A 13,983-nucleotide genomic window follows, 5' to 3' on the forward strand; every position below is an offset into this window, starting at 1 on the left:
CAGGGAATGACGTGTTGCGTCCCATAAGGAGTTTACTTGATTACACATATTAGCCCGCTTGGCTCAATGGACATGTTGTCGCAGCTGGAAGTCGATATGCTTAAACGCACGGCCAGCAGCGACCTGTATCAACTGTTTCGTAACTGTTCGCTTGCCGTTCTGAACTCCGGCAGTTTGACCGACAACAGCAAAGAGCTGCTGTCACGCTTTGAAAGTTTCGACATTAACGTGCTGCGCCGCGAACGGGGCGTGAAGCTGGAACTGATCAACCCACCTGAAGATGCGTTTGTTGATGGACGCATTATTCGCGCACTGCAGGCCAACCTGTTTGCTGTGCTGCGCGACATTCTGTTCGTCAATGGCCAGATCCATAACGCCGGTCGCTTTCAGCATCTGGATCTTGAAAGCTCGGTGCATATTACCAACCTGGTATTCTCGATCCTGCGCAATGCCCGGGCGCTACACGTGGGTGAAGCGCCGAACATGGTCGTCTGCTGGGGGGGTCACTCAATCAACGAAAATGAGTACCTGTACGCCCGTCGCGTTGGTACCCAGTTGGGCCTGCGCGAACTGAACATCTGTACCGGCTGTGGTCCGGGGGCGATGGAAGCGCCAATGAAAGGCGCTGCGGTCGGTCACGCCCAGCAACGATACAAAGACAGCCGCTTTATCGGTATGACCGAACCGTCAATCATTGCCGCTGAGCCGCCTAACCCGCTGGTTAACGAACTGATCATCATGCCGGACATTGAAAAACGTCTGGAAGCGTTCGTGCGTATCGCCCACGGTATAATCATCTTCCCAGGCGGCGTAGGGACAGCAGAAGAACTGCTGTATCTGCTGGGGATCCTGATGAACCCGGCCAACAAAGATCAGGTTTTACCGCTGATCCTGACTGGACCAAAAGAGAGCGCCGATTACTTCCGCGTGCTGGACGAATTTATCGTGCACACGCTGGGGGAAGATGCGCGTCGCCACTATCGCATTATCATAGACGATGCAGCAGAAGTGGCTCGTCTGATGAAAAAAGCGATGCCGCTGGTGAAAGAGAACCGCCGTGACACCGGTGATGCCTACAGCTTTAACTGGTCGATTCGTATCGCGCCTGATTTGCAGATGCCGTTCGAGCCGTCCCATGAAAACATGGCTAACCTGAAGCTGTACCCGGACCAACCTGTGGAAGTACTGGCGGCAGACCTGCGCCGTGCGTTCTCGGGGATTGTAGCCGGTAACGTGAAGGAAGTCGGGATCCGCGCCATTGAAGAGTTTGGCCCGTACAAAATCCACGGTGACCGCGAAATGATGCGCCGCATGGACGATCTCCTGCAGGGCTTTGTTGCACAGCATCGTATGAAGTTACCAGGCTCCGCGTATATCCCTTGCTACGAGATTTGCGCCTAACCTCCAACAGCCGCCAGCAGACGCTATCGCGGTGACAGTTTTGTCCATATCAAAGCCGGGTTTGGCGCATCAGCCTCCCGGCTTTTTTTAGTGATACCAGTCACATAGCTCAGACGATCATATAAATACCGATGATGTTTCATTAAAAATAACGCGCTACGCAAACGATTACCTTTAAAACCCAACCGTGATTTATCTTAGGAAATTATTATTAGTCGCCAAAATCCTCTAAAAACAACAGTTTTTACAGCGTAACGCTCGTATCTTCGCGCCTTCGCTTTCATGATATATGTCGTTAATGTTAGCCTTCGCGCCCGTAAATTCGCTTTGACTATTTTTTAACAGATTAATGGTCCAAATTTATCCACATAAAAGGTGGATTATTGCATTTGGGATCGCGATCACTGATACATTCATTACTAAAATGTATCTTTCCGCCCGCAAATTATTACGGCGAAAAATTATATAAAAAATCGCTCAACGAATTTCGATTTACAGTCGGGTATTTTCTCATTGGATTGATCCCAAACCCGACTTTTTAAGCTTCCTCCAGGAGAAATAGATGGAAAACACTCAAACCAGCACTATCGTTACGGGCCAGACCCGCAGCGCATGGCGCAAGACAGATACCATGTGGATGCTGGGCCTTTACGGCACGGCGATTGGCGCGGGTGTATTGTTCCTGCCGATTAACGCAGGCGTAGGCGGTATGATTCCGCTGATCATCATGGCGATCCTTGCTTTCCCAATGACCTTCTTTGCACACCGCGGCCTGACTCGCTTCGTGCTGTCCGGTAAAAATCCGGGTGAAGACATTACTGAAGTTGTAGAAGAACACTTTGGTGTAGGCGCAGGAAAACTGATTACCCTGCTCTACTTCTTCGCTATCTACCCAATTCTGTTGGTCTACAGCGTAGCAATCACCAACACCGTCGAAAGCTTCCTGACCCACCAGTTGGCAATTACGCCGCCGCCGCGCGCAATCCTGTCTCTGATCCTGATTGTCGGCATGATGACCATCGTGCGTTTCGGTGAGCAGATGATCGTGAAGGCGATGAGCATCCTGGTATTCCCGTTTGTTGCCGCCCTGATGCTGCTGGCGCTGTACCTGATCCCTCAGTGGAGCGGTGCCGTTCTGGAAACCCTGTCCTTTGACTCTGCAGCAACCACCGGCAACGGACTGCTGTTGACCCTGTGGCTGGCAATTCCGGTAATGGTATTCTCCTTCAACCACTCACCAATCATCTCCTCCTTCGCCGTGGCGAAGCGTGAAGAATACGGTGATGAAGCTGAGAAGAAATGCTCTAAGATTCTGGCATTCGCTCACATCATGATGGTGCTGACCGTTATGTTCTTCGTCTTCAGCTGCGTATTTAGCCTGACCCCAGCGGATCTGGCCGCAGCGAAAGAGCAGAACATCTCTATCCTGTCTTACCTGGCAAACCACTTTAACGCGCCGATCATTGCCTGGATGGCACCGATCATCGCGATTATCGCTATCACCAAATCCTTCCTCGGCCACTACCTGGGCGCACGTGAAGGTTTCAACGGTATGGTGATTAAGTCTCTGCGCGGCAAAGGCAAAACCATCGAAATCAACAAACTGAACAAAATCACTGCGCTGTTCATGCTGGTAACCACCTGGATTGTGGCGACGCTGAACCCAAGTATCCTCGGTATGATTGAAACCCTGGGTGGCCCTATCATCGCGATGATTCTGTTCCTGATGCCGATGTATGCAATTCAGAAAGTACCGGCAATGCGTAAATACAGCGGCCATATCAGCAACGTCTTCGTTGTGATTATGGGCCTGATCGCTATCTCCGCTATTTTCTACTCTCTGTTCAGTTAATTCCCCTGCGCCGCTCCTCGGGGCGGCGCACCTCGATACACAATGGACGCCTCATGATTAGCGTATTCGATATTTTCAAAATCGGCATTGGCCCTTCCAGCTCCCACACTGTTGGCCCGATGAAAGCAGGCAAACAATTCACGGATGACCTGATTGCACGCGGAATTCTCACTGACGTAACCCGCGTAGTGGTTGATGTCTATGGCTCTTTGTCTCTGACGGGGAAAGGTCACCATACCGACATCGCGATTATTATGGGCCTGGCGGGTAATCTGCCGGATACCGTAGACATTGATGCCATCCCGGCCTTTATCCAGGATGTGAATACTCATGGACGTTTGCTGCTGGCGGACGGTCAACATGAGGTCGAGTTCCCGGTCGACAAGTGCATGAATTTCCATGCGGACAATCTGTCCCTGCACGAAAACGGGATGCGTATTACCGCACTGGCGGGCGAAAAAGCTATTTACAGCCAGACTTACTATTCCATTGGCGGTGGGTTCATCGTTGATGAAGAACATTTTGGTTTACCGAACAACTCTCCGGTAAACGTGCCGTATCCGTATAAATCTGCGGCTGATTTGCAACGTCATTGCCAGGAAACCGGCCTGTCACTTTCCGGTCTGATGATGCAAAACGAACTGGCGCTGCACAGCAAAGAAGAGCTGGAACAACACTTCGCCAACGTCTGGGACGTCATGCGCAGCGGGATTGAGCGCGGCATCACCACCGAAGGTGTATTGCCGGGCAAACTGCGCGTTCCACGTCGCGCGGCGGCGCTGCGTCGTATGCTGGTCAGCAGCGACAAAACCACCACTGATCCGATGGCGGTTGTTGACTGGATCAACATGTTCGCGCTGGCCGTGAACGAAGAAAACGCTGCCGGTGGACGCGTGGTTACGGCGCCAACTAATGGCGCATGCGGGATTGTTCCTGCCGTGCTGGCGTACTACGACAAGTTTATCCGCGAAGTGAATGCTAACTCGCTGGCACGCTACATGCTGGTCGCGAGCGCCATTGGTTCACTGTACAAGATGAACGCCTCTATCTCTGGCGCCGAAGTGGGCTGTCAGGGTGAAGTCGGCGTTGCCTGCTCCATGGCTGCGGCCGGTCTGGCTGAACTGCTGGGCGGTAGCCCAACGCAGGTGTGCATCGCGGCGGAAATCGGTATGGAACATAACCTGGGTCTGACCTGCGATCCGGTTGCCGGCCAGGTGCAGGTACCGTGCATTGAGCGTAACGCCATTGCTTCGGTTAAAGCAGTGAACGCCGCACGTATGGCGCTGCGCCGTACCAGCGAACCGCGCGTGTGCCTTGATAAAGTCATCGAGACCATGTACGAAACCGGTAAAGACATGAACGCCAAATACCGTGAAACATCTCGCGGCGGTCTGGCGATGAAGATTGTCACCTGCGATTAAGTCCCACCACGTTTCAGGATCTGTAGGCCGGATGAGGCGCTCGCCGCCATCCGGTCTACGGATAACGCTATTTCGCAACACTCGCCTCCCCTCGCCGTGAATGTTACCCTACAAACTTATTTGTTAGGGAGAACACCGTGGCCGTCCACCTGCTCATTGTCGATGCACTGAACCTTATCCGCCGCATTCACGCCGTACAGGGCTCACCCTGCGTAGAGACGTGCCAGCACGCGCTCGATCAGCTGATTGTGCACAGTCAGCCTACGCACGCCGTGGCGGTATTCGATGATGAAGCGCGCAACAGCGGCTGGCGTCACCAACGGTTGCCTGACTACAAAGCAGGTCGCCCCCCGATGCCTGATGAATTGCACCAGGAAATGCCCGCCTTACGCGCCGCTTTTGAACAGCGCGGCGTCTGCTGTTGGGTCTCCAGCGGGAATGAAGCCGATGATTTAGCCGCAACCCTGGCGGTTAAAGTGAGCCAGGCGGGACATCAGGCTACCATCGTCTCAACCGATAAAGGCTATTGTCAGTTGCTCTCCCCGACGCTGCGTATTCGTGACTACTTCCAGAAGCGCTGGCTGGATGCACCGTTTATTGAGAAAGAGTTTGGCGTGCTGCCGCAGCAGTTGCCTGATTACTGGGGACTGGCCGGGATCAGCAGTTCGAAAGTACCGGGGGTTGCAGGTATTGGTCCCAAAAGCGCCACGCAGCTGCTCGTACAGTTTCAACATCTGGAAGGCATTTACGCGCATCTTGATGAAGTACCGGACAAGTGGCGCAAGAAACTAGAGATGCACCAGGAGATGGCGTTTCTGTGTCGCGATATCGCACGGCTGCAAACGGACTTACATATCGACGGAAACCTGCAGCAATTACGGTTGGTGCGATAGTTCTGTTGCCGAATGGCGCTGTGCTTATCTGGCCTACACGTCGAACACCCCGGTAGGCCGGATAAGGCTTTCACGCCGTCATGCTGAAAAATTACCAGGCGGTGTGGTACAGCTCAACGATATCCCCAAGATTCGCTTCACGGGGATTTCCCCCGGTACAAACATCGTCAAATGCCGCCTGCGCCAGCGCAGGAATATCCTCTTTACGTACGCCAACATCGCGTAAATGCAGCGGGATCCCTACATCGCGGTTAAGGGCGAAGACGGCATCTACTGCCGCTTTACGTGCCTCTGCCAGCGTCAGTCCTTCAACCTTAACTCCCATCACCCGGGCGATATCGCGGAATTTTTCCCCGGTGAATTCGGCGTTATAGCGCATCACGTGCGGCAGCAAAATGGCATTTGCTACGCCGTGCGGCGTGTTATAAAACGCGCCTAACGGGTGTGCCATTCCATGCACTAATCCCAGACCAACGTTGGAAAAGCCCATCCCGGCAACGTACTGGCCCAGCGCCATCGCTTCCCCCGCCAGGGTATCGCCCGCAACGGAACCACGTAATGCCCCGGCTATCATTTCAATAGCTTTAATGTGCAGCGCATCGGTAAGCGCCCACGCAGCCCGCGTAATGTACCCCTCAATAGCATGGGTCAGGGCATCCACTCCGGTGGCGGCTTTTAGCGCCGCTGGCATACCGTCCATCATGTCAGCATCAATGAACGCTACCTGTGGGATGTCATGGGGGTCGACACAAACAAACTTACGCCGATTTTCTTCGTCAGTGATCACGTAGTTAATGGTCACTTCCGCTGCCGTTCCCGCGGTGGTTGGGATAGCCATAACCGGCACACTCGGGCTGCGCGTTGGCGATAACCCTTCAAGGCTGCGTACATCCGCAAACTCAGGGTTATTATTGATAATGCCAATCGCTTTACAGGTATCCTGAGGGGAGCCTCCGCCGATGGCGATCAGATAGTCTGCGCCGCTTTGCTTAAAGACACCCAACCCTTCCTGCACCACCGCAATGGTTGGGTTAGGAATAACGCCTGAATAGATTTCCCATGCCAGACCAGCAGCATCCATTCGGGAAGTCACCTTATCGACAACGCCGCACTGCACCAGATTTTTATCAGTCACAATCAACGCCTTGCGATAACCACGACGGATGACTTCATCGGTTAATGCACCAACAGCTCCCCGGCCAAACCATGCCGTTTCGTTCAGAATCATTCTGTTCGCCATCGTATTTCTCCTTTTCGCTATGCGAAATTACTCTTCAATGCGTAATCCGTAAGATTTGAATTTCTCCAGCACAATGGCGATCTCCTCGTCATCCAGCACCGGCACCGGGTCAACAATCGCCAGCGTGCTCAGATAAAGGCGGGCCAGAACTTCCACTTCATGCGCCAACCACAGTGCTTTTTCCAAATTCGCTTCACAAGCAATCAACCCATGGTGCTGTAAAAGCGTTGCCTTACGGTTTTTCAGGGCGACGCTCACATGCTCTGACAGCTCTCGTGTACCAAACGTCGCATAAGGCGCACACGGAATAGAGTTCCCCCCTGCCGCCGCAATCATGTAGTGAATTGCCGGGATAGGGCGATTAAGAATAGAAACGGCCGTGCAATGTACGGCATGGTTATGGACAACCGCATTGGCATCCGGACGCGTCTGGTATGCCGCCAGGTGAAAACGCCATTCACTGGAGGGTAATTGTCGTTTATCATATTTCCCGTCGTTATCTACATACACGATCATATTTTCAGTAAGTCTTTCGTAAGGAATACCGCTGGGCGTGATCAGCATCCCATTTTCATAACGCGCACTCACATTTCCCGCCGTCCCCTGATTCAATCCAAGGCTGGTCATTTCAAGGCAGGTTTCAATGATTTCTCGCGACAAACGCATTCTTTCCATAATGATTCTCCGGGTACAGTTTCCCCTCGTCTTTATTGCGAAAAATGCAGCCGCAGAGTAAGACGGGTCAGGTTTCAGATACAGGCAGCCACTGAACGTATATATTCAGGTTCAGTAGGCCGATTTATTTATAGCGGCGTATTAAGGTTGTCTTACGCGCTTAATAAGTTTCATCTCAACTTTTACAGTTTCTTTAATTGGCTGGTCATTAATAGCACTCATCATCATATCGAACGCTTTTTCCGCCCAAACATTTTCATCCTGCTGCATTGACCAGACATTATTGGCGAGGAATCCCAGCATTGGGTGTTCATCGAATGTTCCAATGTTAATTTCAGGTGGAATTGTGCCAAAACGATTACGAATAGCATTAATGGCCCCCTCCAGTACGGGTAATGATGAAGCGATAAATGCCTGTGGACAGCCCTGTTCGCCGATCAACTCATCCATCAGTCGATAACCCCCCTCGGGCGTGTTGTCCGGCCCTTCGCGCACCCAATCGCTATGCAAAATACCATTATTGTTCAATGCATTAAGATAACCTTGTAAACGGTCGCCGATGCTGGGTAATCCGGTATCTCCCACCAAAAACCAGATCGGCGACTTTCCAGCGTCAAACAAACTTTGCGTCAACTTTTCGCCGCCCAAAATGTTATGGCTTTCTACCAGAGCGTTATCGGTATACTTAAAATCACGGTCAAGTAACACCATCGGTTTTCTGACCTGACGTAAATGGTGCTGCTGATTCTCTAATGTTGAGGGAACAATAAAAAGGCCATCGACATTGCGAGCTATTAACGCTTTGGTCAGTTTATTTTCGTAATCAACATCGTCATAGGTACAGCTAATCGTTAGCTGATAACCGGAACGACGACAGCGTTGCTCAAGTTTTTCTGCGAGTGTGGCAAAAAACACGTTGGAAATATTGGGCACAATCAATCCCAACGTATCCGTTTTATTCAATTTCAGGCTACGTGCTGAATGGTTAATGACGTAACCATAGCGCTCGACATATTCATTAATACGCGTTTGGGTTTTGACACTGATTCGATATTGCTCTGCTTTCCCGTTCAGCACCAGTCGTACGGTCGTAACCGATAAATTCAGATCGCTGGCTATCTGTTCTACTGTTTTAGCCATTTATATGCCCCAGTTCACATCCAAAAACGTCAATCTACAATCATAAAAGTATTTTAAACTTTTGTCTTACTGCATAAGTTGGTTAATCGCCTGCTGCTGATCCCACATCATCAGATAAGCCTGATATTTGCGGTCATAGAAGTTCCGCCGTGCCGGGTTAGCCTTAATCACCTCGCCTGATCGAACCATCGCCTGGCATGCAGATGGAATATTTTCCCACGCGCCGCAGGCAACCGCGCCGGTGATGGCCGCACCTAACGTCACCGCATCCTCTTCCTGCATCAGATGAATATCGCATCCGGTGGCATCGGCATATTCTCGCAACCACAGTGGGTTATGCGTTGCGCCGCCGCACAGCGTCAGTCGGGAAATGGTGTGACCGTTTTCGCGCATCACTTCCATAATATGCCGCGTACCGCAGGCGATCGCCTGTAATGTCGCCAGGTACAGACGAGCAACCTGCATCTCGCCTCGCTCAAGAGTCAAACCGCAAACACTCCCCCGGGCATCGGGTCGCGCGCGCGGTGAACGATTGCCGTGGTGATCGGCCAGCACATGCAAATAACGACCAGGCTCTGACTCCTGCGCCTCAAGTGCGGCAACCCATTCATTAACTAAAACGATGGGATGGCAACCCCGCGCCTCAGCCTTGTGAAATAGTGCCGCGCTGGCTCCTGACTCCTGAAGCGTCCAGTCGACTAACGCCCCAGCAGCACTTTGCCCCCCTTCTGTCAGCCAGTAGCCTGGCAGCATGGCTGACCAGTACGGCCCCCATACACCTAGTGTATGAATTTCCTGCTCGCTGCACAGCATATGGCAATTTGACGTTCCGCTGATCAACGCCAACGTCCCCTCAGGCTCAACACCGGCAAGCGCTACTCCGCCCGCATGGGCATCAATCATTCCGCTGGCGACGACCACTGCAGTCGTCAGCCCCAGCGCCTGGGCCGCATCGGTGCTAAGCGTTCCAACGGCAGCGCCTGGCGGCAGGATCCGCGACGGGATTTTTCCCAACAAATCCGTTAGCTCAACAGCGTCAAGCAGGGAGTGGCTAAAGCGTTGTTCATGTGCCAGATAGTTCCATTTACAGGTCAGCGTGCACAGACCAGCAACATCACAGGCGGTAGCTTTAGAGACCAGAAAGTCCGCCAGATCGTAGAAGCGATACGCACTCTGCCAGGTGGCTGGAAAATGGTTTTTCAGCCACAAAACTTTAGGAAGCTCCATTTCGACGCTGACTTCACCGCCAACGTAGCGCAGAGCCGGATCCTGCGTGGCGTTAATACGTTGCGTCTCCTGCGCCGCACGATGATCCATCCACATGATGATGTTATGGTCTGATGGTTCGCCAGGTGAAACCGCCAGGCCCCGCCCCTGTTCATCCAGTGCCACCAATGAACAGGTGGCATCAAATCCCAATGCGCGGATCTCCTCAATGCGAACCCCGGATGACGACACCGCCTCCTTCACTGCATGGCAAACCTGCTGCCAGATTTCTGCAGATGACTGCTCAACCCGCTCAGGACCGGGTCGAAACTGCGAGATGGCATATGTCGCAAAAGCCAGCCGTTTGCCACTGGCATCAAAGACACCAGCCCTGACGCTGGCGGAACCGACATCCACACCGAGGAAATATCCACTGCCCATAGTAACTCCCTGACGCTGGCGAATGATGGGGCGAGCACTTCGCCCCAACGGGGTTATTTTTTACCAAATGGGTGTAACAGCTTGTCAATTTCCGGGGTGTCAATGTTCTTCGCATTAACGAATTTAACCGGAATATCAATTTCTTTCGGTACAGACTGACCCGATACCGCTGCATTTAGTGTCTTGATACCCTGGTAGCCAATCTGATAAGCGTCCTGCACGACAAAGCCCTGAATGACCCCAGACTTCAGGAAAGCAATGATTGCCTCGGTGCTATCAAAACCAATCACTTTCACTTTGCCTTTCAGGTTTTGACTATCAATGGCGTTTGCTACGCCCAGCGTTGAGCCTTCATTGGTGCCATAAATCCCTGCAATATCAGGGTTGGCCTGGATCATATCGATGGTTTTATCCATCGCTTTTTGCGGATCGCCATCGCTGTACTGGACCGGTAGCACCTGGATTTCCGGGTATTTCTCCTTCATGCGGGCAATAAACCCTTCCGAACGCTCAATCGCTGAGGAGGTCCCCGCTACGTGCGCAATAATGCCCACTTTACCTTTGCTGCCCACTTCCGCAGCCAGTGCATCCGCCGCTTCAGCACCGGCTTTACGGTTATTCGTGGCGACAAAGCTCACTGGAATATCGGAATTCACGCCGGAGTCAAACGTCACAACTTTAATGCCGCGTGAATTTGCGGTCTCAACTAATGGCGCCAGCGCATTGGCATCTAACGCTGCCAGCAATAGCCCATTGGGTTTTTGCGCCATCGCGTTTTCAACTAGCTGAATCTGCTCGGCAATCTGAGTTTCATCCGCCGGGCCAACATAGCTGGTTTTATCACCCGACTCTTTTGCTGCCGCTTCCGTCCCCATTTTTACGGTTTGCCAGAATTCATGCTGGAAACCTTTACTGACCACCGGAAGGTTCATATCTTTAGCCAATACGCTGGATGTCATACAGGCCAGCAGGGATAACGCATAGACAAAATTCCTGGTTCTCATTGTTTTACTCCGTTCTGAGTGAGTCACCCTAAACGTCAGGGTTATGATGCCCCGTGACTTCCGGGAGCGTAAATCAACGAATTTTTTTGCGTAATGTATCGAGATAAACCGCAGCAATGACCACCACGCCCATGGCCACCATTTGCCAGAACTGGGAAACCCCCATCAGGTTCAGACCGTTTTTCAACACGCTCATAATGAATGCGCCGATGATAGTCCCGCCGATGGTGCCAATTCCTCCCATCAGGCTCGTACCGCCAATAACAACCGCCGCGATGGCTTCCAGTTCATAACCCACGCCAACCGTTGGCTGACCAGAGTTCAGACGTGAGGCCAGAATAACGCCGGCGATCCCGGTCAGCAGACCACAAAAGGCGTAGACGAAAATTTTGACGCGTTGAACTTTAATACCGGAAAGATGTGCGGCCACCTCATTGCTACCCACAGCGTAAACATAGCGACCAATCACCGTTTTCTTCAGGATGTAGGCGGCGATTAGCGCCACCACCACCAGGTAAAAAACGGGATAAGGCAACACATCGAACAAACGTCCCTGGGCCAGCATTTTGAAGGTGGGGTAATCAGCGAAATAAATCGCACGACCATCTGTCATCACCATATTGATGCCTCTGACGGACATCATCAGGCCCAGCGTGGCGATAAAAGGTGGGATAGTCATTTTGGTGACCAGCAGACCATTGATATAGCCGCATAATCCACCGGCCAGCACCCCGGCCAGAATACATACGGGCAGAGGCAATCCCAGCGTGGCGCTGATGCCCACCGCAACACCCGAAAAGGCCACCACCGAGCCAAGAGAAAGGTCGATTCCTGACGTGATAATGACGAAGGTAACGCCAATCGCCATAATGCCAATCACTGAAGTTTGCAGAGCGATTGTCATGATGTTTTCAGTGTTAAAGAAAAATGGCGAACCAAAGCTAAAAAATATTACTAAAATAATCAGACTCAAAAGCGGCGCAAGGCGCATTAAAAGTTCTTTGTTAATTTTTATTTTCTTATTATTGCTGTCTGAAGAGGTTACAGAGATAGTCATAAATTAGTCCTCTAACGTCGCATATTGCATGATTTTTTCTTGTGTGGCGTCATCAGAAGCTAACTCCCCGGTAATACGTCCATTACGCATCACTAAAATGCGATCGCACATACCCAGCACTTCCGGTAATTCAGAGGAGATCATGATAATTGACTTCCCTTTTGCCACCAGTCGATTCATTAATTCATAAATCTCAAGTTTGGCACCCACATCAATACCGCGAGTGGGTTCATCAAAGATGAGAATATCGGTGTCTTTACACACCCATCTGGCAATAATAATTTTCTGCTGATTACCACCACTTAAATTCAGAGCAGCCTGTTCTAAATGTGGTGTTTTAATACGTAGGGCTTTCACCTGTTCTTCGCTGGTTTTCTGACAACGTTTGCTGTCCACGTTGCCATAACGATCGGAATACTCAGGATAATTGCCCAACATAATATTGCGCTCAACGGACAGTCCTAATGCCAGCCCCTCTTTTTTCCTGTCCTCGGTTAAATAGCTGATACCCTGTTTGATAGCATCAGGAATATCTTTAATTACCGTCACGTTACCGTTCAGCTTGAGGGTTCCGCCATCAATGGGATCCGCACCAAAAATTGCCCGCGCCAGCTCAGTACGTCCTGCCCCCATCAGACCGGCGAAGCCCAAAATTTCGCCCTGATACAGAGTGAAATCAATATTGTTTAATACGCCATTGCGCGTCAGACCGCTTACTTCCAACACCGGCTTGCGTTGAGCCAAAGGTTCGCGGCGAGGATAGATATTGCCAAGATCGCGTCCAACCATCATGGCAATCAGATCGCTAATTTTAACCGCATCATAATCCACAGTGGCAATAAACTGACCATCCCGCATCACCGTCGCGCGATCGGCGATCAGCGCCAGTTCCTCTAATCTGTGCGAGATATAAACAATGCCCGTTCCCTGTTCTTTCAGCAAACGAGTTACCTGAAATAAGCTGTCAATTTCCGTTTCAGTCAGTGCTGCCGTCGGTTCATCCATAATAAGAATCTTGGCATTCACCGATATCGCTTTAGCAATCTCAACCATTTGTTGTTGCGCGACGGTCAGATCGGCCACCAGCGTTTCTGGAGAGATATTCAGGTTTAATTTTTGCAAAATATCGATAGCTGCCTGTCGCTGTTGTTTTTCATCCAGACGCCAGCGATTATTTTTGCAAAACTCCCTGCCAATAAATATATTTTCTTCCACCGTGAGTTCAGGGAAAAGGTTAAACTCCTGGTGAATGATGGTGATACCTGCACTTTGTGCACTCAACGGATTCGCAAAAGTAACAGGTTGTCCCTCAAAAATAATATCCCCTTCATCAGGCTGATAAACACCGGATAAAATCTTCATCAACGTAGACTTTCCTGCGCCATTTTCACCCAGCAGCGCATGAACCTCTCCTTTGCGTAAAGCAAAATCCACATTACTCAACGCTAATACGCCGGGAAAACGTTTCGTAATATGACTCATCTGTAAAAATGTTTCAGACATTGCTGCTTTCCTCAATATACAGAAACTGCAATCAGTGAATCAGGCGCAAAACGTTGCCAGGAAGCCATCGTCACCGTTAATGCGAATACTACCTATAAGTTCATATGCGTTTTATCAATTATGCTAACTCGAGTTAGCGAAGTGCCTTTT

11 protein-coding genes are annotated in these 13,983 nt (G+C 51.2%); 4 read left to right on the forward strand and 7 right to left on the reverse strand.

What is annotated here, in order from left to right:
- The first annotated feature begins 36 nt into the window (after nucleotides 1-36).
- The 4 genes from ppnN to xni all read left to right on the forward strand — a co-directional run bounded on the left by ppnN (nucleotide 37) and on the right by xni (nucleotide 5,567).
- Complete coding sequence (ppnN, locus tag N0B36_RS13030; protein WP_003840366.1) at nucleotides 37-1,401, forward strand: nucleotide 5'-monophosphate nucleosidase PpnN; 1,365 nt, start codon at nucleotides 37-39, stop codon at nucleotides 1,399-1,401.
- Between the two features lie 562 nt (nucleotides 1,402-1,963).
- Nucleotides 1,964-3,253, forward strand: a complete 1,290-nt coding sequence (locus N0B36_RS13035; protein ID WP_016154247.1) for an HAAAP family serine/threonine permease — start codon at nucleotides 1,964-1,966, stop codon at nucleotides 3,251-3,253.
- Between the two features lie 53 nt (nucleotides 3,254-3,306).
- Nucleotides 3,307-4,674 (forward strand): L-serine ammonia-lyase, encoded by a 1,368-nt coding sequence (locus N0B36_RS13040; protein WP_019077586.1) that lies wholly within the window; start codon nucleotides 3,307-3,309, stop codon nucleotides 4,672-4,674.
- A 137-nt stretch (nucleotides 4,675-4,811) separates the two neighbouring features.
- Nucleotides 4,812-5,567 carry a flap endonuclease Xni gene (gene xni, locus N0B36_RS13045; protein ID WP_016154249.1) on the forward strand — a complete coding sequence of 252 codons (756 nt, stop codon included), beginning with the start codon at nucleotides 4,812-4,814 and terminating at the stop codon, nucleotides 5,565-5,567.
- 91 nt (nucleotides 5,568-5,658) lie between these two features.
- Here the strand turns inward: xni and fucO are convergent, their stop codons facing one another.
- From fucO to N0B36_RS13080, 7 genes are all read right to left on the reverse strand, one after another.
- Nucleotides 5,659-6,807, reverse strand: coding sequence for a lactaldehyde reductase (gene fucO / locus N0B36_RS13050; RefSeq protein WP_259688465.1), 1,149 nt, complete (start codon nucleotides 6,805-6,807; stop codon nucleotides 5,659-5,661).
- A gap of 27 nt (nucleotides 6,808-6,834) precedes the next feature.
- Nucleotides 6,835-7,482, reverse strand: a complete 648-nt coding sequence (fucA, locus tag N0B36_RS13055) for an L-fuculose-phosphate aldolase (RefSeq protein WP_200051885.1) — start codon at nucleotides 7,480-7,482, stop codon at nucleotides 6,835-6,837.
- A 141-nt stretch (nucleotides 7,483-7,623) separates the two neighbouring features.
- Nucleotides 7,624-8,622, reverse strand: coding sequence for a LacI family DNA-binding transcriptional regulator (locus N0B36_RS13060; protein ID WP_259688466.1), 999 nt, complete (start codon nucleotides 8,620-8,622; stop codon nucleotides 7,624-7,626).
- Nucleotides 8,623-8,688: 66 nt separating this feature from the next.
- Complete coding sequence (locus N0B36_RS13065) at nucleotides 8,689-10,269, reverse strand: FGGY-family carbohydrate kinase (protein WP_259688467.1); 1,581 nt, start codon at nucleotides 10,267-10,269, stop codon at nucleotides 8,689-8,691.
- A 53-nt stretch (nucleotides 10,270-10,322) separates the two neighbouring features.
- Nucleotides 10,323-11,273, reverse strand: a complete 951-nt coding sequence (locus N0B36_RS13070) for an ABC transporter substrate-binding protein (RefSeq protein WP_016157361.1) — start codon at nucleotides 11,271-11,273, stop codon at nucleotides 10,323-10,325.
- 73 nt (nucleotides 11,274-11,346) lie between these two features.
- Nucleotides 11,347-12,330, reverse strand: a complete 984-nt coding sequence (locus N0B36_RS13075) for an ABC transporter permease (RefSeq protein WP_003034055.1) — start codon at nucleotides 12,328-12,330, stop codon at nucleotides 11,347-11,349.
- Between the two features lie 3 nt (nucleotides 12,331-12,333).
- Complete coding sequence (locus N0B36_RS13080; RefSeq protein ID WP_046276142.1) at nucleotides 12,334-13,833, reverse strand: sugar ABC transporter ATP-binding protein; 1,500 nt, start codon at nucleotides 13,831-13,833, stop codon at nucleotides 12,334-12,336.
- Between the last annotated feature and the right edge of the window lie 150 nt (nucleotides 13,834-13,983).

This window comes from Citrobacter sp. XY323, from assembly GCF_025106035.1.
Classification (GTDB): Bacteria; Pseudomonadota; Gammaproteobacteria; order Enterobacterales; family Enterobacteriaceae; genus Citrobacter; species Citrobacter braakii.